The 20,435-nt window shown below is 46.4% G+C and carries 18 protein-coding genes and 1 pseudogene; 9 read left to right on the top strand and 10 right to left on the bottom strand.

The window, feature by feature from the left end:
• A partial coding sequence (locus ABF87_RS13910; protein ID WP_160829720.1) for a glycosyl hydrolase-related protein occupies positions 1-263 on the top strand: 263 nt, incomplete at its 5' end.
• 48 nt (positions 264-311) lie between these two features.
• On the opposite strand, the gene ABF87_RS13905 is transcribed toward ABF87_RS13910, so the two are convergent.
• From ABF87_RS13905 to ABF87_RS13895, 3 genes are all read right to left on the bottom strand, one after another.
• Complete coding sequence (locus ABF87_RS13905) at positions 312-998, bottom strand: hypothetical protein (protein WP_160829719.1); 687 nt, start codon at positions 996-998, stop codon at positions 312-314.
• Positions 959-1,792, bottom strand: a complete 834-nt coding sequence (locus ABF87_RS13900; protein ID WP_160829718.1) for a hypothetical protein — start codon at positions 1,790-1,792, stop codon at positions 959-961. The genes ABF87_RS13905 and ABF87_RS13900 overlap by 40 nt, the downstream gene beginning before the upstream one ends.
• Positions 1,793-2,417: 625 nt before the next feature.
• Complete coding sequence (locus ABF87_RS13895; protein ID WP_160829717.1) at positions 2,418-3,068, bottom strand: hypothetical protein; 651 nt, start codon at positions 3,066-3,068, stop codon at positions 2,418-2,420.
• A gap of 421 nt (positions 3,069-3,489) precedes the next feature.
• On the opposite strand from ABF87_RS13895, the gene ABF87_RS13890 reads away from it, so the two are divergent.
• From ABF87_RS13890 to ABF87_RS13875, 4 genes and pseudogenes are all read left to right on the top strand, one after another.
• The gene (locus ABF87_RS13890; RefSeq protein ID WP_160829716.1) at positions 3,490-4,032 is read left to right on the top strand and encodes a chorismate lyase; all 543 of its coding nucleotides are present in this window, start codon (positions 3,490-3,492) and stop codon (positions 4,030-4,032) included.
• Positions 4,029-4,892, top strand: coding sequence for a 4-hydroxybenzoate octaprenyltransferase (gene ubiA / locus ABF87_RS13885; protein WP_160829715.1), 864 nt, complete (start codon positions 4,029-4,031; stop codon positions 4,890-4,892). Before ABF87_RS13890 ends, ubiA begins: the two co-directional genes overlap by 4 nt.
• A gap of 32 nt (positions 4,893-4,924) precedes the next feature.
• Complete coding sequence (gene ubiD, locus ABF87_RS13880) at positions 4,925-6,388, top strand: 4-hydroxy-3-polyprenylbenzoate decarboxylase (RefSeq protein WP_160829714.1); 1,464 nt, start codon at positions 4,925-4,927, stop codon at positions 6,386-6,388.
• An 80-nt stretch (positions 6,389-6,468) separates the two neighbouring features.
• Positions 6,469-6,634: pseudogene (locus ABF87_RS13875) on the top strand (DMT family protein); the annotation flags it as partial.
• Positions 6,635-6,655: 21 nt separating this feature from the next.
• On the opposite strand, the gene truB reads toward ABF87_RS13875, so the two are convergent.
• From truB to rimP, 5 genes are all read right to left on the bottom strand, one after another.
• Positions 6,656-7,588 carry a tRNA pseudouridine(55) synthase TruB gene (gene truB, locus ABF87_RS13870; protein ID WP_160829713.1) on the bottom strand — a complete coding sequence of 311 codons (933 nt, stop codon included), beginning with the start codon at positions 7,586-7,588 and terminating at the stop codon, positions 6,656-6,658.
• 59 nt (positions 7,589-7,647) lie between these two features.
• Positions 7,648-8,037: a 30S ribosome-binding factor RbfA gene (gene rbfA / locus ABF87_RS13865; RefSeq protein ID WP_160829712.1), complete on the bottom strand. Its 390-nt coding sequence runs from the start codon at positions 8,035-8,037 to the stop codon at positions 7,648-7,650.
• Positions 8,038-8,068: 31 nt separating this feature from the next.
• Positions 8,069-10,717, bottom strand: a complete 2,649-nt coding sequence (gene infB, locus ABF87_RS13860) for a translation initiation factor IF-2 (protein WP_160829711.1) — start codon at positions 10,715-10,717, stop codon at positions 8,069-8,071.
• Positions 10,718-10,790: 73 nt separating this feature from the next.
• On the bottom strand, positions 10,791-12,263 hold the full coding sequence (gene nusA, locus ABF87_RS13855) for a transcription termination factor NusA (RefSeq protein WP_160829710.1): 1,473 nt from the start codon (positions 12,261-12,263) through the stop codon (positions 10,791-10,793).
• Positions 12,264-12,289: 26 nt separating this feature from the next.
• Positions 12,290-12,718 carry a ribosome maturation factor RimP gene (gene rimP, locus ABF87_RS13850; protein WP_160829709.1) on the bottom strand — a complete coding sequence of 143 codons (429 nt, stop codon included), beginning with the start codon at positions 12,716-12,718 and terminating at the stop codon, positions 12,290-12,292.
• 361 nt (positions 12,719-13,079) lie between these two features.
• Here rimP and acs point away from each other — a divergent pair, with 361 nt between their 5' ends.
• On the top strand, positions 13,080-15,047 hold the full coding sequence (gene acs / locus ABF87_RS13845) for an acetate--CoA ligase (protein ID WP_160829708.1): 1,968 nt from the start codon (positions 13,080-13,082) through the stop codon (positions 15,045-15,047).
• Positions 15,048-15,092: 45 nt separating this feature from the next.
• Positions 15,093-16,061, top strand: coding sequence for an MBL fold metallo-hydrolase (locus ABF87_RS13840; RefSeq protein ID WP_160829707.1), 969 nt, complete (start codon positions 15,093-15,095; stop codon positions 16,059-16,061).
• A 123-nt stretch (positions 16,062-16,184) separates the two neighbouring features.
• On the opposite strand, the gene ABF87_RS13835 is transcribed toward ABF87_RS13840, so the two are convergent.
• Positions 16,185-16,403, bottom strand: a complete 219-nt coding sequence (locus ABF87_RS13835; protein ID WP_160829706.1) for a C4-dicarboxylate ABC transporter — start codon at positions 16,401-16,403, stop codon at positions 16,185-16,187.
• Positions 16,404-16,740: 337 nt separating this feature from the next.
• The gene (locus ABF87_RS13830; protein WP_240143699.1) at positions 16,741-18,081 is read right to left on the bottom strand and encodes a lipase; all 1,341 of its coding nucleotides are present in this window, start codon (positions 18,079-18,081) and stop codon (positions 16,741-16,743) included.
• A gap of 44 nt (positions 18,082-18,125) precedes the next feature.
• Here ABF87_RS13830 and dinB point away from each other — a divergent pair, with 44 nt between their 5' ends.
• Both dinB and ABF87_RS13820 read left to right on the top strand, forming a co-directional pair.
• Entirely contained in the window at positions 18,126-19,280 is a 1,155-nt protein-coding gene (gene dinB, locus ABF87_RS13825) for a DNA polymerase IV (protein ID WP_160829705.1), read from the top strand.
• Between the two features lie 61 nt (positions 19,281-19,341).
• The gene (locus ABF87_RS13820) at positions 19,342-20,415 is read left to right on the top strand and encodes an alkene reductase (protein ID WP_160829704.1); all 1,074 of its coding nucleotides are present in this window, start codon (positions 19,342-19,344) and stop codon (positions 20,413-20,415) included.
• Positions 20,416-20,435: the final 20 nt, after the last annotated feature.

Here is a 20,435-nt window from a genome sequence, read left to right as displayed (position 1 = left end):
GGGCGCTCAAACCCGCTGAAGACGGCATCGAGAACGGCATAATCGCCCGCGTCTGGAACCAGGCCAATGCCGCCAAGAACTATACGCTGTCGCTCGCTCCAGGTATTGTTTCAGGCAAGAAAGCCACGCACATCGAAACCGACATTACCGACGCCAGCATTGTGAACGGACGTTTGGCAGCTACGCTCTCCGCCAATCAGATCCAAACGCATCGATTGAAACCTGTGATGCCACCCATCATCAGAAAAACTCGTGCGCAATGATCAGACAGGCATAAGCGCCAAATTTTCTAAGGTTTTTAGAGATGTTTCCTACAAGGACGATAATTTCTTATACCATTTTCCATTTTCTACCGTATCAATTTCCCGATACTCAGTAAGTATGACCTGCCAGAGTTTTTCACTCTTCGATTCAATGAGTCTATCGTAATCATTCTTTACGAATAAATAAGTGGGCGGTTTGTTTCTGAATTCAGTGTAGAAATCTTCCCATTGAAAATCCAAGTAGTATTCTAAAATCCAGCCATTGGTGCTTAATTCAGGCAAATGCGAGGTCAGCACATACATCCGGGGGTTGCCACAAATAAAAATACTGTCTTCTGGTTTTATCATCGGGATGATATTGGCCGCATCATCTCTGGCGTAATCGAAGCTGTCCAATTTAGTGTAATTAGTGGATAACATACCCTGCTTGAGGGCAGCGTATTGATTATTGAAAGCCATAGCGACAAACGAAATGACAATGAAGCCTGTGACCGCAGGGGTTCTGAAATTGATGGCCTGCAAGGTATGATAAATCACAAAATCCAAACCCAGGGCTGCAAATAAGCCAATCGGAACATAGAGCAATTGAAAATGGTACGACCACCACGACGTTTTTTGCATGAGGATAACGAATAAACCCACCACACCCCAGGAAATGATCATGCCGAAGAAATGTAATTCTTTTCGCGGCGTGATCAATACGCCAATGGCGGCAAGTAACGCCAACAGAGCCATTCTTTTCCCGAACCACGAAACCGACGAATACAGCCTGCTGGGATCAATTTGATCGGTGAGTCCAATGACGCTGGCCGGTATCTTAAAAAAATATCGACGACGAGATGCTCGATCTGGTAGTGAACAATATAACCTATGAATACCGAGAGGGGGAGCATAAATCCCACGATCATCGGCGGTAGTTGTTTTTTGATGATATGAATGAAACTCTTATATTTAATCGTGAAGATGAAATGAATCACCAGAAACGAAAAAATGATCGGTGCAAAGACCAACTTACTCAGGATGACGATACCGATGAGGAATCCGATAGCCAGATAAGTGATGAACACATGCTGTTCGGTTTTGTAGACTCTGTCCAAAAGCCAGACGATGAGGAAGAGTGGGAAATTGATCAGCGCTTCGAGCTGAGTCAAATGAAAAAACGTGGCGTTGCAATAATATACCCCGACAATAAACAACGGCAGTAGAGCATGGAAGTAATTCGCCCGGAAAAAATGATAGTCTTTGAGCGAGTAAATCAAGATCACTGAAAATAATAACCAATAGCCCAGTTCGAACAAATGGATCTCGATATCGCTCCATCCGATCATTTTACCTGCCACGAGATAAAACATGAAAATGCCCGGCTGTTTATAATCGAATAAGTCTTTATAGAGTATTTTCCCCGCATCCAAGAGCTGAGCAATCACCACAAACAGCGATTGATCTCCACCGAGTACAGTAAGGCTTTTCAATAAACCCACTGTGGTGATCAGAGATAGCGTGATAAAAATTACAAGCCGATTTGTCATGTGCTGGGTTATCATTTTTTTAATGGTTAATTATTTTAAGATACTGAATTTATTTTCATCGTTGGTATTTTGTAATGCGGAAACTCATTATGATTTCCTCGCTTCTTCACTGGTTCGTTTTACTTCACCGATGATATTTTCTTTATGAACAATTCCACATTGAACTGCATTCGCAGAAAATGAAATGAATAGCGATATACTTTTAAGATTAGCATAGGGTTTTCCACTGCAATCTTAAAAGAGCATAGGGTTTTCCACTGTAATCTTAAAAGAAACATTATTACCAGCAGCCTATTTCACATCTTAAGGAAGGAAGTGCGCTACCTATTCAACCTCGAATGCTTAGGTCATGCTTTATCAAGTGCTCTTATTACGATGACCCAGGATTTATTGAAGTGAGATAATTCCAGAAAGAAACATCCTAAATTTGAGTAGTAAGGAAATTCTGAAAAACTACTGTGCTCGCACTCGTTGCTGAAGTTGCATTGGAATCAGGTATAACATGCGTATTATGTTGCCCGAATGCATGCTGATAAAACTGGTTACTGCCTTGTTGATTATCACTCATTTCGAAGCTTCACAAAGATTAGCACGATCAAAATCAGAACAAAACATGATCCGTATATTATAAGACGTTTTTGCGGTTCGCCATCCATCCAACCAGCCCAAGGCCGGCCAGCAGCATGGCATTCATATCGAGTTCAGGCACTGATGAAGCAATGAAATTGTCGAGTTGAGCAGCGCCATACACACCCACTCCTACGCCGCTTCCAAATGTTACACCTCCATAATCCCACGTAAATGTCTGACTAATGTCGCCGGTTTCGATGGTCAATGCCGCGCGCGAGCCTTCTAACGTACCGGTGATATGTGCGCTGGAAAATTGATGGAAATCTGAGGGCAAACAAAAGAAGTTTCCGTCACCATTATTTCCATAATAGAATGCGGCGCTCTCCAGTGCTCCGTGACCATTTTGGCTCTGGATTTTGATAAAGGCATTTTCGTCAGTTCCCGCATAGCCCAGTACGATGGCTCCATATTCGGTGCCTATGCCATCAAATGAGATGTCGAGGCTTACCGATGTGGCATGATTGCCCGGTGCAAATGTCATTAGCGCTTGGTCAGTACCACTTACCGTGGCGCCATTCCCATGGAAATTTCCAGATTGGATCATCCAGTCTGAGCCAAGAGCAGGCCTGTTGAAAGTGTCACTGACAGCATGCACAGACGTGGAGAAAGCACCAGCGATAAGCAAAGCGAAAACTGTTTTTTCCATTGTCATCTCCTCAATTGCAATACCAGATACAAAGCCATTCCATACTCAGATGCGAAATAAGCCTTGAAATTAAACAATACCTTACGAGTTTGTGGCATAACCATAAGAAAATATGGTATTTTTTACTGCAAAAACAAACATACTGAAAATCGCTGCAGGTGTCAAACTTAAATGATATAAGCTACTGATAAATAGTAAAAATATCAATTTTTGACATTTTGAAGTGAAATGATGCCAGATCGGGAAATGCTTCCTGTAAATGCGTATTTTTCGATTGACTGAGCGGCTTTTGCGCTCTCAATTGATCGCATTCTTCGCTATAGGCTAATGTATAATTCCGTTCCAACCATGCTTACATTAATTTGCCGGACGCCAGTATTTTTCTTCCTATACGACAATTTCATTGATCCGTTTTATCCCAATGTCTGAAACACATTCGCTGGCATGGCATTCCGCATTAGTATCCGTTTCTTATCATCAACGCATGTGGTTACAGGATCGCGGATCATTGACGCGGCGTATTCAGGATCGTTGTGCGCACTTCAGTGTGAAGCCGGTGTTTCAGTCATTGAACAAAGTTTATGACGATGAACTGAGCGTGATGGGATTGAGGCAGCGAGAATTAGCGATGGTGCGTGAAGTTTTTTTATATTGCGGCAGTACGCCGGTCGTTTTTGCGCATTCAGTGATCGCCCGAAAGAATCTCCAGGGCGCATGGCGAGGATTGAGTCGATTGGGTAATAAATCACTGGGCACTCTGTTGTTCACCAATCGTAAAATCAAACGCACACCGTTGGTGTTCAAAAAAATCAGCTCGGGTCATTTTCTGTATGACCGAGCGTGTGCCCAATTACACGTTAAGCCCTTGAGTTTGTGGGCGCGACGATCATTGTTTTCGTTAAATGGACAATCCATTCTGGTCACCGAAGTATTTTTGCCGAGCATTCTTGATTTACACCCATGAATATAGCTGACCGACTGAACGCATACGCACAATTGATGCGGCTGGATAAGCCGATAGGGATTTTGCTGTTGTTATGGCCCATGTTGTGGGGATTGTGGTTTGCTGCTCAGGGCGTGCCGGATTTGCATATTTTAGTCATTTTCGTGCTGGGCACGATATTGATGCGGTCGGCAGGGTGCGTGATCAATGATTTTGCCGATCGTAACATTGACCCCCATGTCGAGCGCACCAAGAATCGTCCAATGGCCATAGGTAAAGTGGGATCGAAAGAAGCCGTACTGTTGGCGGCCGGTTTGAGTTTGTGTGCGTTCTTGCTGATTCTGCCTTTGAATCAATTTACTATTCTACTGTCGGTGCCGGCATTGTTCTTGGCTGCAACTTATCCGTTCACGAAACGGTTTTTCGCGATGCCGCAGGCTTATCTCGGAATAGCGTTCAGTTTTGGCATACCCATGGCCTTTGCGGCGCAGACCAATAGTTTGCCGCCCCTCAGTTGGATTCTGATGCTGGCCAATTTATTCTGGGTCATTGCCTATGATACGGCGTATGCCATTGTCGACAAACCGGATGATCTGAAAATCGGCATCAAGACATCTGCGATCACGTTAGGGCGTTTTGATGTACTGGGCGTAATGCTGTGCCACAGTATGTTCATTGCCACTATGTCGCTGATCGGTTTCGCGCAGAATATGGGTGCAATTTACTATGCCGGTCTGGCGGTCGCCAGCGGTTTGATCGCCTATCAATATACGTTGATTCGAAACCGCGAGCGGGCATTATGCTTCAAAGCATTCCTTCATAATAATTGGGTGGGAATGACGATATTCATTGGCATAGCACTTGATTTTCTCGTCCACTGAGCTTAAAGCGCCACGACATAAGGATTGTGATAATGAAATACAAGGATTTACGGGATTTCATCGCGCAACTGGAAGCGCTCGGTGAATTGAAACGCCTTAAGACCGAAATTGATCCTGCACTGGAAATGACGGAAGTTTGCGATCGAGTCCTGAAAGCACAGGGGCCAGCGATTTTATTCGAGAATCCCAAAGGTCATCAGATACCGGTACTGGGTAATTTGTTCGGTACTCCTCAGCGCGTGGCGCTGGGTATGGGGCAGGAATCCGTCGGGGCGTTGCGTGAGGTCGGAAAATTATTGGCTTACCTGAAGGAACCTGATCCGCCGAAGGGACTGAAGGATGCGTGGGATAAGTTGCCGCTGTTGAAACAAGTCATGAACATGGCTCCCAAAGAATTGAGCAACGCACCTTGTCAGGATATCGTGCTCGAAGGCAATGCCGTCGATCTGAGTCGACTTCCGATCCAAACCTGCTGGCCAGGAGATATCGCGCCGCTGATCACGTGGGGATTGACAGTCACTAAGGGCCCGCACAAAACTCGGCAGAACCTGGGCATTTATCGCCAGCAAGTCATTGGCTCGAATAAGGTCATCATGCGCTGGTTGGCGCATCGAGGAGGAGCCTTGGATTTTCGTGAATTTGGCTTGCTCAATCCGGGCAAGCCTTATCCGCTGGCCGTGGCATTAGGGGCGGATCCCGCGACTATTCTCGGGGCGGTAACCCCAGTACCTGATACATTGAGTGAATATCAATTTGCCGGATTGCTGCGTGGCTCGAAAACGGAAGTGGTGAAATGCATCGGCAATGAGCTTCAAGTTCCGGCGAGCGCCGAAATCGTGCTGGAAGGGGCGATATATCCTGATGAAACAGCACTGGAAGGGCCGTATGGCGATCATACCGGTTATTACAATGAACAGGAAACTTTCCCGGTATTTACGATAGACCGCATAACCATGCGTCGCAATCCGATTTACCATTCCACCTATACCGGTAAGCCGCCGGATGAGCCGGCTATTTTGGGCGTGGCGCTGAACGAGGTATTCATACCGCTGCTGCAAAAACAATTTCCGGAGATCATCGATTGCTATTTGCCGCCGGAGGGTTGTTCGTACCGCATGGCGGTGGTGAGCATGAAGAAGCAGTACGCAGGGCACAGCAAGCGGGTGATGTTCGGTATCTGGAGTTTTTTGCGCCAATTCATGTATACCAAATTCATCATCGTAACCGATGATGATATCAATGTCCGGGACTGGAAAGAAGTGATCTGGGCAATCACCACCCGGGTCGACCCAGTAAGAGACACCTTGTTGATCGAAAATACGCCGATCGATTATTTGGATTTCGCCAGCCCAATTTCAGGCTTGGGAGGAAAAATGGGATTGGATGCAACCCATAAATTTCCCGGGGAAACCAACCGTGAATGGGGCATTCCGATCGTGATGGATGAAGCAACGAAAAAAAGAGTCGACTCAATCTGGACGGAATTGGGAATTTGATGAGCGATTCTTTCAGTCAAGTACAGATGATGACTGTTAACGATGCGTGAAATTGGTTATACGATTTATTACTGCTCATCATTGGTTTTACTGTTATGTCTGTCGCGCAATTGAAAATAGTGCAGGAAGTCATTACGCTTATGGTCTTCGCACCTTTTGCGCTGCTGTATCTGAAAGAAGTTCGATTATGTATGGGCTGCGTTATGTATGATCGGGGCGGTGTATTTCATGTTTCGCAACCCGTAATCTTCAGCCATTGCAGATATTTCATATTGCTGTCCCGAATAATTCAGAATTTGCCAATAAGCGTTTAGCCACGATTTTTCGATCTGGCATAATTTCTCCTAATCCCAACAAATGCTGGCGATGAGAGTATAGCCGTACCGTGTTATGCTCCGAGGCCGCCAGAGTATCAGATAAGAGAGGTTGGATAATCCGACCTTGTATGAGATGTTGTGCATTCATATCATCCAATGTGATTGCCGGATATTTCTGCAACAGGCAATCAATGGGCAATACCAAGCGATCGAGCTGATCGATTGCTGTTTCATTGAGACTCGCTAATGTCTGTGCATGCGAAATATCGAAGTTATCGATGGCGGTGCGCCGTAATTCAAGTAAATAAGCGCTGCCGCAACCCAGCGCTTTGCCAATGTCCTCGGCGAGTGTGCGAATATACGTGCCAGTGCCGCAGCGAATACTGAGTTTGAGTTCGTCAGCATGCAATGCATCGACTCGAATTTCGTGGATATGGACAGTGCGAGCGGGACGATCGATTTCCGTTCCTTTCCGGGCATAGGCATATAACGGTTTTCCTTGATATTTCAGGGCGCTGTACATCGGCGGTATTTGCTGAATATGCCCGATGAATTTGCTGAGCACATCTTCACAATGCGCCAGAGTAGGGCGAGCAATCTGGGTCAGGAGCGGTCGGATTTCGCCTTCCGCGTCCCCGGTTGTGCTCAGATAACCGAGTTTTAGCGTTGTTTCATAGGTTTTGTTGGCCGTTAGCAATGTCGATGAAAACTTGGTCGCTTCGCCGAGACACAATGGAAGCAAGCCAGTGGCCATGGGATCCAATGTGCCGGTATGACCACATTTCGCTGCCGATAAAATCCGCTTGACCCTTTGCACTGCTTGGTTCGACGAGAACCCTAAGGGTTTATCGAGCAAGAGAACGCCATTGATCTTACGGTGCATGGATGAGAATTGGGGCTGGACTGAGATTGAGAGGCGTGGAAAGTTCTGTGTGAACCCGATTATGCTGAACTATCCGGATCCGTGCGGTGAAGAGCGGTATCCTGAGCTACGGCATTGTCGATCAATTTTGACAACCGCGCGCCACGCTCAACGGATTCGTCATATACAAAATGCAGTTCCGGCGTAATCCTCAGTTTCATTCGATGCGATAAGTTGGAGCGCAGGAAACCTTTGGCGTGCTCGAGCCCATTTTCGATCAGGAAAACGTCTTCCTTGTTCGCTAGTGTCGTGAAAAAAACTTTGGCGTGGCTATAGTCGCGCGTCACTTCAACCGCAGTCAGCGTGATTTGCTTGATTCGAGGATCCTTGATTTCATTTTGTATCAAGTCAGCCAGTTCACGTTGTATTTGATCGGCAACGCGAAGCGAGCGGGAATAATCTTTGGGCATGGCGGAAGGTGTGCTTTAATCTGAGCACGCGTTACAGCGATCTCGCTGTTTCAACGATCTCATAGACTTCGAGTTGATCGCCCACTTGAATATCATTGAAATTCTTCAAGGAAAGCCCGCACTCGAACCCTTCGCGCACCTCTTTGGCATCGTCCTTGAAACGTTTCAGAGAATCGAGTTCGCAACTATGGATGACTAGTCCCTCACGCAATACTCTAATCATGGAATTTCTCTTGACCAAGCCATCCATGACATAACATCCCGCTACTACGCCGACTTTTGGAATGCGGTAGATTTCGCGAATGTCGATCAGACCGATAATATTTTCCTTGCGATCAGGCGCCATCATTCCTGAAAGTGCAGCTTTGACCTCATCGACAGCTTCATAAATAATGTTGTAATAGCGAACATCGACGCCACTGGATGCGATCAGTTTGCGTGCACTGGCATCTGCGCGAACATTGAAACCGATCACGACTGCTTTCGACGCGAGCGATAAATTGATATCCGATTCAATAATCGCACCTACGCCGCTATGGATGATGTTGACCTTGACTTCATCAGTCGATATTTTTTCCAGTGCATAAGCCAATGCTTCACAAGAACCCTGAACGTCGGCTTTGATGATCAAGGAAAGTATCTTAACATCCGCTTGCTGATCGAATACATTTTCAAGTTTTGCCGCCTGCTGTTTGGCAAGTTTCACATCTCGATACTTACCCTGACGGAAAAGTGCAATTTCTCTGGCTTTGCGTTCATCATTCAAAGCGAAGACCACTTCTCCTGCTTCCGGTACTTCTGACAAGCCTTGAATTTCCACGGGAATGGACGTGCTGGCTTGTTTGATTGCCTTGCCATTTTCGTCATTCATCGCGCGTACCTTGCCATAAACGGCTCCAGCCAGCAGTACGTCACCACGGTTCAAGGTTCCCGATTGTACTAGGATAGTAGCGACCGGACCACGTCCTTTGTCAAGGCGGGACTCAATCACGACGCCTTTGGCAGGCGTATTCAACGGAGCTTTCAATTCTAAGACTTCAGCTTGCAATAGAATACTTTCTAACAAAGCATCAACGCCTTGGCCGCTTTTGGCGGAGACTTCGACAAACATGGTATCGCCCCCCCAGTCTTCAGGTACAACTTCGTGCGCAACCAATTCGTGTCGAATTCTTTCAGGATTGGCTTCAGGTTTATCGATTTTGTTGACAGCCACAATAATGGGAATTTTTGCGGCTTTTGCATGATGGACGGCCTCGATGGTTTGTGGCATGACGCCATCGTCCGCCGCCACCACGAGGATAACGATATCGGTGATTTTGGTGCCGCGCGCGCGCATTGCAGTGAATGCCTCATGTCCCGGCGTATCCAGAAAGGTAATCATGCCATGGTCTGTTTCGACGTGATAGGCACCGATGTGCTGAGTAATGCCACCAGCTTCACCACCGGCAACTCGCGTACGGCGAATATAGTCCAGTAATGATGTCTTGCCATGATCTACGTGCCCCATGACGGTGACCACAGGCGCGCGCGAAGATAACTCCGCTTCTGCCACTGCGGCTTCGCTATCTGTCAGGAAACTCTCAGGATTATCCATTTCCGCATATTTTGCGATATGGCCCATTTCCTCAACTACGATCATGGCGGTATCTTGGTCAAGCATTTGATTAATGGTCACCATGCTGCCCATTTTCATCAATACCTTGATGACGTCAGCAGCCTTTACCGACATTTTCTGGGCAAGTGCACTCACCGAAATAGTTTCCGGTATCATCACTTCGCGCACGATCGGTTCGGTCGGCGCCGAAAAACCATGAATATTGTGTTCTTCAGCCTGATGAGATGCAGGTTTGCCATGTTTTTCTTTGCGCGTACGCCAACCTTGGGTCGCAGATAGATCACCACGGGTTTTTACACTGCGTTTTTTGGTATTTTCATCTTTCCAGACGACTTGCTGCTTTGCTTGCTTCTTTTTCTTGTCAGTTTTTTCTTCGGGTTTTACCGCAGGCTTATGTAAGGTTCCCTCGGTGGGATTAGCTTGTGCCGGATTCTCACTGGATGACTTAGACTCTATTTTTTCAATGGATTCCTTAGATGATGCAGTGGTCGATTCCGAGGCAACTGCTGGTGCTGATTCAATTTCTGTCGAGGATTCGGGAGCAATGGTTTCGGGTGCTTTATCGTGTTCAACAAATTCGGTTTTTTTACGAGCTTTCTTCTGCTGGATTTCTTCAGTTTGACGCGCAATCAGTTCAGCTTGTTTCCGGGCTTCCTCGTTACGCAATGCTAATTGCTCTTCGTCAATGATGGGTTGTCGCATTGGTTGAACAGTATTTTCCGCAGCAGGTTGTGCCGCCGCAGAAGCACCAACTTCTGATTCTCCCGGCATCGGTCGTGTTAACACGCGTCTTTTTCTCACCTCAACCTGAATAGTGCGAGCACGACCCGTGCTATCCGCTTTGCGGATTTCTGAAGTTTGACGTCGAGTCAGCGTGACTCTGCTTTTGGTTTCGCTGGCCCCGTGAGTTTTTCTAAGATAGTCAAGAAGTTGCGCTTTGTCTTGCTCTGTTAAACTGTCCTCTGCCATCATTTTTTTTACGCCAGCAGCCTTTAACTGTTCCAACAACACTGTTGGCAACAGACCCAGTTCACTTGCAAATTGTTCAACACTCATTTGAGCCATTTATAACCTTTCAACAATCAAAACTGCAGCAGCCATTCTCAATCTTCGTACTGTCGCATGTCTCGGTAGTACATTACATAAACCATGGTTCACGTGCTTTCATAATGAGCCGGTTCGCCCGCTCGATATCAATACCCGTCATTTCAACCAGATCATCAGCGGCCAGATCAGCCAGATCGGACTGGGAATTGACTCCACGTGATGCCAATTCTCGAATGAGGTCGATATCCATTCCTTCTATGGCCAGTAAATCTTCGGCGGCATGTTCAACTTTTTCCTCTTTGACGATCGCGTCGGTCAGCAATACGTTGCGGGCTCTGTTACGTATTTCATTGACGGTTTCTTCATCCAAAGATTCAATCTCCAACATCTCATTCAGGGGTACATAAGCAACTTCTTCTAATGTAACAAACCCTTCTTGCACCAATATTTCTGCTATCTCTTCATCCACATCCAGTTTCTGCATAAAAAGCTGGCATATTTGCGAAGCTTCTTTATCATGCTTGGCCTTGGATTCTTCGACCGTCATGATATTTAGCTCCCAACCCGTCAGCTCGGAAGCAAGGCGTACATTTTGCCCGCCGCGGCCAATGGCTTGTGCAAGATTGTCACTATCCACCACAATATCCATGCTGTGCTTTTCTTCATCAACCATAATACTGCTGATTTCCGCAGGTGCCAATGCATTAATGATGAATGTGGCCGGATCTTCCGACCACAGCACTATGTCCACGCGTTCACCTGCCAACTCGCTGATGACAGCTTGAACTCTGGAGCCGCGCATACCGACACATGTTCCTATGGGGTCGACGCGCTGATCATTCGACTTGACTGCAATTTTGGCGCGCGAACCGGGATCTCGGGCTGCCACTTTAATCTCTAATAACCCTTCCTCGATTTCAGGGACTTCCAACTCAAACAGTTTCATTAGAAATTCAGGTGAGATTCGTGAAAGTTTTAATTGCGGCCCTCTGGATGCTCGATCCACTTTATATAAATAAGCACGAACTCGATCACCCACGCGCAAATTTTCTTTGGGAATCATCTGGTCACGTGGCAATTCGGCCTCGATTTTTCCAGATTCGATAATCGCATTGCCGCGTTCCATACGCTTGATCGTTCCTGTTACCAAATAATCTCCTCTTTCAAGAAAATCATTCAGCGTTTGTTCTCGCTCGGCATCACGTATCTTTTGAAAAATTACCTGTTTAGCGGCCTGTGCGCCAATCCGACCGAATTCGATCGGCTCTAGTGGTTCTTCTATATATTCACCCACCTGAGCATTTTCATGATTCTTTTTTGCATCATTCAAAGAAATTTGACGATTCGGATCTTCTACCGCATCATCTTCCACTATCAGCCAACGACGAAATGATTGATGATCCCCTGTTATCCTATCGATTGATACGCGTGTTTCGATATCTTCCTGAAACCGTTTCTTTGTGGCTGATGCCAACGCGAGCTCCAGGGCAGCGAAAATAATCTCTTTTCCTACGGTTTTTTCACGGGCCAATGCATCAACCAACAGTAAAATTTCGCGGCTCATAATCCTCCAGCCAAATTTTTAAATACCTACAATTTTGGAACTAAGCGTGCTTTAGCTAAGTTACTTAATTCAAGATCCACTAGTTTTCCATCGATTTCAATTCTTATTATGCCATCGTTTACTTCTTTCAAAACGCCAACGAAATTTCTCTGCCCATCCATGGGAATACGTAGTTTGACTTTGATGACTTCCTCTTTGAATCGAAGGAAGTCCTTTATTTTTCTGAGTGGTCGGTCCAATCCGGGTGAAGAAACCTCCAAGCGACCGTAGTCAATATTCTCAACCGCCAGTAATCTGCTCAGGTGATTGCTGATCTCCACGCAGTCATCGATGGTAATTCCACCTTCTTTGTCAACAAATATTCGTATTAGCTTGTTGTGTGACAATCGTTCTACTTCAACCAACTCGTAACCCATTCCAATGAGAGTGGTTTCGAGTAACTCATCTAATGCCATAGCTTTACCACAAATAAAAAATGGGCTGCAAAAGCCCATCCCATCAATGGTTGAATTCTATCAAAAATTTATAAAAGATGAAATATAAACTTTTTCCCTCGGGGTATGGCCGAGGATCACATCAATGCATCTTAAGAAGTTCTGTAAAGTAAAGGATGTGTCTCAATCGTGAAGCTTCATTGGAATCACACTCAGAATAAAAAGCTCATAGATCATTCATGGGTTACATTGGATATTGCACTGCTTAGTCATTGATTGCTGCTTTACAGAATTTCGCTGAGCGTCGCTTTGTGCTGGAAATGCAAATAGTCAATGTTACAATTCCTCTTAATCCATTTGAATAATAATAAGGAAGCATGATATGGCAACCATTGAATCAATTTTGAAGGAAACTCGAATTTTTCAACCGGCACATGAGTTTTCTCAACAAGCCAATATTCCTAATTTTCAGGCATATCAATTATTGTGTGCAGAGGCAGAAGAAGATTTTCAGCGCTTTTGGGCCAAGCAGGCCAATGAGCAGATTTTCTGGCATAAACCATTTACTCAGATTCTGGATGACCACAACCCTCCGTTCTACAAATGGTTCAGTGATGGCAAACTAAATGTTTCCTATAATTGCCTGGATCGTCACCTCGCTACACAAGCCGATAAGACTGCCATCATTTTTGAGTCCGATGCTGGCGAAGTGATCTATTCGACCTATCGTGATCTGCATCAACGAGTGTGTCAATTTTCGAATGCTTTGAAATCAAATGGAATCAAGAAGGGTGATCGAGTCGTAATTTATATGCCCATGCGTATTGAGGCAGTGGTGGCCATGCAGGCGTGTGCGCGCATCGGGGCCATTCACTCGGTCGTGTTTGGCGGTTTTTCTTCCAAAAGCCTGCATGAGCGTATTCATGATGCCGGGGCGGTCGCCGTGATAACAGCGGATGAACAAGTCCGCGGCGGTAAGCACAATCCTCTCAAGGCCACCGTCGATGAGGCCATAGCCATGAGCGATGTATCCACAGTAAAACGGGTGGTCGTTTATCAACGGACAGGTGCTGCGATTGCGCTCAATCCTGAGCGCGATGTGTGGTGGCATGACATTATTCGGAATAGCTCGAAAGAATGTGACCCCGAGTGGGTCGATGCCGAACATCCGCTGTTTACGCTTTACACGTCAGGATCAACCGGGAAACCAAAAGGTGTGCAACATTCCAGTGCAGGGTATCTGCTAGGAACCAAAGTGAGTATGCAATGGATTTTTGATTACAAGCCAGCAGATGTGTTTTGGTGTACTGCTGACGTTGGTTGGATCACCGGGCACAGTTATGTGACATATGGGCCGCTGGCGATGGGCGCTACCCAAGTTATTTTTGAAGGAATCCCCACTTATCCGACTGCCGGGCGTTTTTGGGAAATTATCCAGAAACATCACGTTACAACTTTTTATACCGCGCCCACCGCAATTCGCTCGTTGATTAAACTGGGTGCTGATTTACCCCGGCAATATGATCTATCGTCATTGCGGTTGCTAGGCTCGGTGGGGGAACCGATCAATCCCGAAGCCTGGATGTGGTTTTATGAAAAAGTAGGGCAATCGCGTTGCCCCATCGTCGATACATGGTGGCAGACTGAAACCGGCTGTCATATGATTGCACCGATTCCAGGTGCAATGGCGCTGAAACCAGGTTCATGTACTTTTCCTCTACCTGGGATATTTGCTGCCATTGTTGATGAAGCGGGCCATGATGTTGAAAGTGGCAAAGGGGGATTTTTAGTCATCAAGAAACCCTTTCCTTCTCAAATCCGTACCTTATGGGGTGATCCAGAGCGCTTCAAGCAGACTTATTTTCCAGAAGATCTCAATCATGGAAAATTTTACCTGGCCGGAGACTCGGCATATCGAGACAAGGATGGTTATTTCTGGATCATGGGCCGCATCGATGATGTTCTGAATGTTTCCGGGCATCGCTTGGGCACGATGGAAATTGAATCTGCATTGGTTGCCCATCCGCTCGTGGCAGAAGCCGCTGTAGTGGGGAAGCCGCATGAAATTAAGGGAGAGTCAGTGATTGCTTTTGTCGTATTGAAAGGCAAGTATCCTCAAAAAGAAGAAGTTGCTGATATTACGCAGACCCTGCGCGAATGGGTGGCCAAGGAAATTGGCCCCATCGCCAAACCTGAAGAAATTCGATTCGGAGAAAATCTTCCTAAGACGCGATCTGGTAAAATCATGCGCCGACTATTGCGAGCGTTGGCTAAAGGCGAAGAGATTACTCAAGATATTTCTACCCTAGAGAATCCGGCCATTCTTGAACAATTAAAAAACCCGTCATAATTCAGTTCATGCTGATCAATCCGATCGATCTATAAGATAAAAGATATGCTGTTACCATTTGTTACCGAATTTGACCACGGCATCAGCGCCATTGATGCTCAATATCATCGCCCAAAGCGGGCTGCTATCCACCTCATCATTGAAAAGGGCGTAGCTGCATTGATCGATACCGGAACTTCTTTCTCAATTTCCGGGGTCATCGAAGTGCTCCAGCAAAAGAATATTGCTGTGGAAGATGTGGCTTATGTCATATTGACGCACATCCATCTTGATCATGCGGGCGGCGCCAGTGAATGCATGCGATTGTTTCCGAATGCAAAATTAGTCGTCCATCCACGCGGCGCTAGCCATATGGCAAATCCAGCGCGATTAATTGCCGGCGCCATGAGCGTATATGGTGAAAAAGAATTTAAACGGGTGTATGGTGAAATCCATCCCATTGATGCTCATCGCATTATTGAAGCGACGGATGAAAGCCGTATCGACCTCAACGGCCGCTCATTACTATGTATCGATACTCCCGGACATGCTCGTCATCATAATTGCATTTTTGATGAAGCAAGCCAGTCTTTTTTTACCGGTGATACATTCGGGGTTTCTTATCGTGAATTTGATGTCAATGGCGTGGAGTTCGTATTTCCAACCACGTCGCCTGTGCAATTTGATCCGGATGCCGCGCATACTTCCTTGAATCGTATCATGAGCTATCAGCCACGCTATGCCTATCTTACTCATTACAGCCGGATTGATCATCTGACGTATCATGTGAATATATTGCATGAGTTGCTGGATGCTCATGTAAATATTGCCCAACAAGCCCAACATACGCCTGCTGACAGGCAATCCATCATTGCAGCAGCTCTGAGAGCCCTTCTGATGCAACATTTATCCAAGCATGGATGTCGGTTGCCCGAGGAGCAAATCGATCGTTTATTGCAATCGGATATCAAGCTGAATACGCTCGGGCTCATCCATTGGCTGGATCATCCGATTGAACGATTCAAAAGTATTTGATGAAGAAGAATGACCATTCAATATCTTGCACCGGATATCGGAAGAATTGAATGGTGAATCGGGTTCAGCGCTGCCTATTCAATATATCGATTAGTAGCACTGAACCCGGAGGGAGGTTAACTGTTAAGCTGTCACTTTTTTGGCTGAATCATACAGCCGAGTTTTAGATGGGCCGCTTACCACTACTGCGCCCAAATAACCCAAATATAGAATAATTCCCAGTATGATGTCTGAAATAACCCAATCCATTACCGATTGTGGTAATTCAAATATCGATAAGATACCAAAAAACGTCGTCGTGATAACGACTGCTGACATTGCAAACACCTGACTCGTTTTCATTCCATTCTCCTAAAGTAAGTAGCTCTTTTTAAAGTTTTGTAACCATTTGGTACTGATATTCACAAAAAGTTCACACTTTATTAACATTATTTTCACAAATTCTAAATCTGAAGCTCTTGGTAGGTTGCGTGAAATAGCAAGGTTTTTATGGCATATTTCAGAATATTGAGTTTTTTGGGAATTAAAACTATTAGAAATCAGGATGTTTTGTTACAAAGGGGATAGAGAAAAGTAATGCACTTCAGTTGCAGTACACTTGAATGTGATCGAATTCAATGCTGATGCGATTGATCAGTGTGTGTTTGAAGGCTCAAGTAGGGGGCCCCAATAATTCAAGTTACCAGCCTGCTCTGTAAATATTGATCAGCGCTAAGGCATTATCATAAAAACGGGTTATCCCATGACGATCAAATCTTAGATCATCCAAATTCACTGCTCGAACAGGAATAATTTCTCTGCGGTCAAAATTCAATTGGATCAGAGGCGTAACATGATGGGAATCAAAATAAAAATCCCCGGTTTCATTGGTATTTGAGACAGGGTCATGAACATCGGCGACGACATGGATCAATTCAGCCAACTGCTCACTCGTCAAAGTAATTTGGTAGGTATCAAAAAAATGATCTGGAACGGGAGACGAATTAAACGCGTAAGTTTCAAGCCCTAATGTTGCGCCTACCGCCTGCGCCAGACCGCCGCCGAGTGAATGCCCAGTCACGGTAATTTTGCTGATTGGGTAACGCTTGACAATGTCTTGCGCAAAATTAAAGGCATGTTTGAATTGGTCACTGACTATCCCAGTCCCGATAGCGGCATCAGCGATCATGTCTCGCGTGGAATTTTGCACTTCATCCAGAGAACATGAGAAATCGCAGGTTTCCGTGCCTCGAAATGCTATCACCAGTTCCTGCGTATCGCGATTTTTATAGACGCCTGCATCCATTCCGGAGCTTCTCTGCATAGAATCAATCAACTCCCAGGATTCAACGGTTACATTCTTAAAATCATAGCTTGCATCCGCAATCATCGCATACGGCAGAGAATGTCCAAGAATATCGACAATCTTGCGCTCGCCTGGTTGCAGCATGCCATACGGCTTCCAATCCTTGCCCGCGACATAATCCGGATTGTTAAAGATCTCGACCTGAGCCAATTCGAATAGAACATCGCCCGAACCTTCAATATCCGGAACCATCCTTAAATTGACCGCATAGCGCTCTGTGCCGAATAATTTCGGAATATCCACCTTGGGCAACGTCAGTATTTCATTAATCTCGGAATAGATAGGGCTATGAACTTCCGATGTCTGATCAAATTCAATACTCATCAGTTTGAAGCGATTAGGATTGCCGATACCCAACCATTGCAAGGAACCTTTGTAGAATTGAGAACTTGCTTCGCTCGATATGATGACTTTTTGCAAGCACACCAGGCCACTTGTTTCCAGAAATGTTGCCGGCGCGGTTAACTTCAGGCAATCGTCAGGTAATGCGTAGGTAACGGGAGAAAAGGCGATTAGGGATGCAATGATTATGATTTCAGCTAATTGTGGATATTTTCTTCGCATCGGCGTTAATGTCATTGAGGAGGGTGAAATGAATGCGTGGATCATAGCGTGTTTTTTCCGATTCACCAATTTTGTCGATGATTTATCTATAATTCGATCAAATAGAGTCATGAATCATCCTTGATAAGCCATCTTTTCCGTTCAAAATCGACGCCATGAACGCTCCCACTCGCCGAATTGCTCATCTCGATATGGATGCTTTTTATGCGTCTGTCGAGCTATCCCGTTATCCGGAATTACGCGGTCAACCCGTGGTCATTGCAGGCCGGATCGAACATGAACCCATTATTCGGCCGGATGGCTCTAGGCATTTTTTTAAGCTGCGCGATTATACGGGCCGCGGTGTCGTTACCACGGCGACGTATGAAGCTCGCGCATTGGGTGTTTTTTCTGCGATGGGCGTCATGAAAGCAGCCCAGCTTGCGCCGGACGCCATTCTTCTGCCGGCCGATTTTGATCGCTATCGCCATTATTCCCGGCTCTTCAAAGCGGCCGTTGCCACCATTGCGCCTCACATCGAGGATTCGGGCATCGATGAAATTTATATCGACTTGAATGATCTGGTAGACGATGCTCTGACGCTGGGGCAACGCATCAAGCAGGTGGTACAAGAGGCAACCGGTCTTACCTGTTCGATGGGAATTTCTCCGAATAAATTATTATCGAAAATCTGCTCGGATCTGGACAAACCTGATGGATTGGTGATTATACAACACGCCGATATTGCTCACCGCATCTGGCCCTTATCGGTCAGCAAAATCAACGGCATCGGTCCTAAGGCAGCAAAGAAGCTTGAATCTCTTGGAATTCATACGATTGCCCAATTGGCTCAGACTGACCCTGGATTGTTGCAAACCCATTTTGGGCGCAGCTATTCCGCATGGCTGAATGAAGTGTCCCATGGCATAGACGATCGACCGGTCGTTACCCATGCCGATCCTAAATCCCTCAGCCGGGAAACCACTTTCGAGCGCGACCTTCACCCGTGCACCGATCGCGATGTATTGTCTGAAACATTTGCGGCCCTTTGCCGGCAAATCGCCGAAGATTTGCAACAGAAAGCCCTGAGCAGTCGCACGATCAGCATCAAATTACGCTTTGAGGATTTTCAAACCGTGACACGGGATTTTACGTTGACTTCATCCACCTCCGATGCTGCGATTATTCGCATTGCAGCGCGTGAGTGTCTGCGCAGAGTGCAACTCAGAAAGAAAATACGCCTGCTGGGAGTAAAAGCCAGCTCACTGTCTTCCCAAGATGTGTCGCATGCTCAGATCGGCGTTCAGCAAGAATTGCCCTTTATGTCGTGAGCAGATGCACTGCCGTGTTGGTGCGTTACAATGAAATTTTGAAATGCAAGGGATCATTTCCATGGCTTCATTATTTTCGCCGCTCCAATTGGGCGCATTGACACTACCGAACCGCATCATGATGGCGCCCCTTACGCGCTGCCGAGCTGATGACGGCCACATTCCGAATGCCTTGATGTCGCAATACTATGTGCAGCGGGCCACGGCTGGATTGATCATCACCGAGGCAACCATGATCATGGAAGGCCATTCGGCCTTTTGGCGCGAACCAGGCATTTATTCACAAGAGCAGACCGCAGGGTGGCGGAAAATTACCGATGCGGTTCATGAGGGGGGAGGCAGAATTTTCCTGCAACTTTGGCATGGCGGCAGAGCATGTCATCCCTTGCTCAATCGCGGTGCTCAACCCGTCGCTCCGAGCGCGCTTGCCATTACCAATGATGAAGTCCACACGCCTGAAGGGAAAAAACCTTATGTGGTTCCCCGAGTGCTGCGCGATAATGAATTGCCCGCGATTGTGTTCGGCTTTCAAACAGCCGCCGAGAATGCGAAAACCGCGGGTTTTGATGGCATCGAAATCCACGGCGCAAATGGTTATTTATTGGATGAGTTTCTGCGGGACGGCTCGAACCAGCGTACCGGCAGATATGGCGGTTCCATAGAAAATCGCGCTCGCCTGATGCTGGAAGTGCTCGAGGCGGTCTGTGCCGTTTGGGGAAGTCATTGCGTCGGGCTGCGCATTTCGCCGCTCAATAGCTACAACAGCATGCGGGATAGTGATCCCATCGGGTTATCCACGTGGCTTGCAAAACGGCTCAATGACTTTAACCTTGCGTACCTGCATGTGATGCGCGGCGATTTTTTTCAACAACAGAGCGGCGATATCATGACGCCCATTCGCCAGAACTATACCGGCGTATTGATCGGCAATATGGGATATTCCGCCTACGAAGCCGATCAGGTGATTCAAGCGGGACAACTCGACGCCATTGCCTTTGGCGCGAGTTTTCTGGCTAACCCCGATCTACCAGCTCGGATTAAAGCGGGCGCTGTCTTGAATGAGCCGAATCCGGCGACGTTCTACACGCAAGGTGCGCAGGGTTATATTGATTATCCTGCGCTTAATCATAAATAAAGATAGCCGGTATTTTCCTG

The sequence above is a fragment of the Nitrosomonas sp. JL21 genome (assembly GCF_009833095.1).
GTDB lineage: Bacteria > Pseudomonadota > Gammaproteobacteria > Burkholderiales > Nitrosomonadaceae > Nitrosomonas.
The sequence above is the reverse complement of the archived record's forward strand: the minus strand, read 5'-3'. Positions and strand labels throughout refer to the sequence as shown.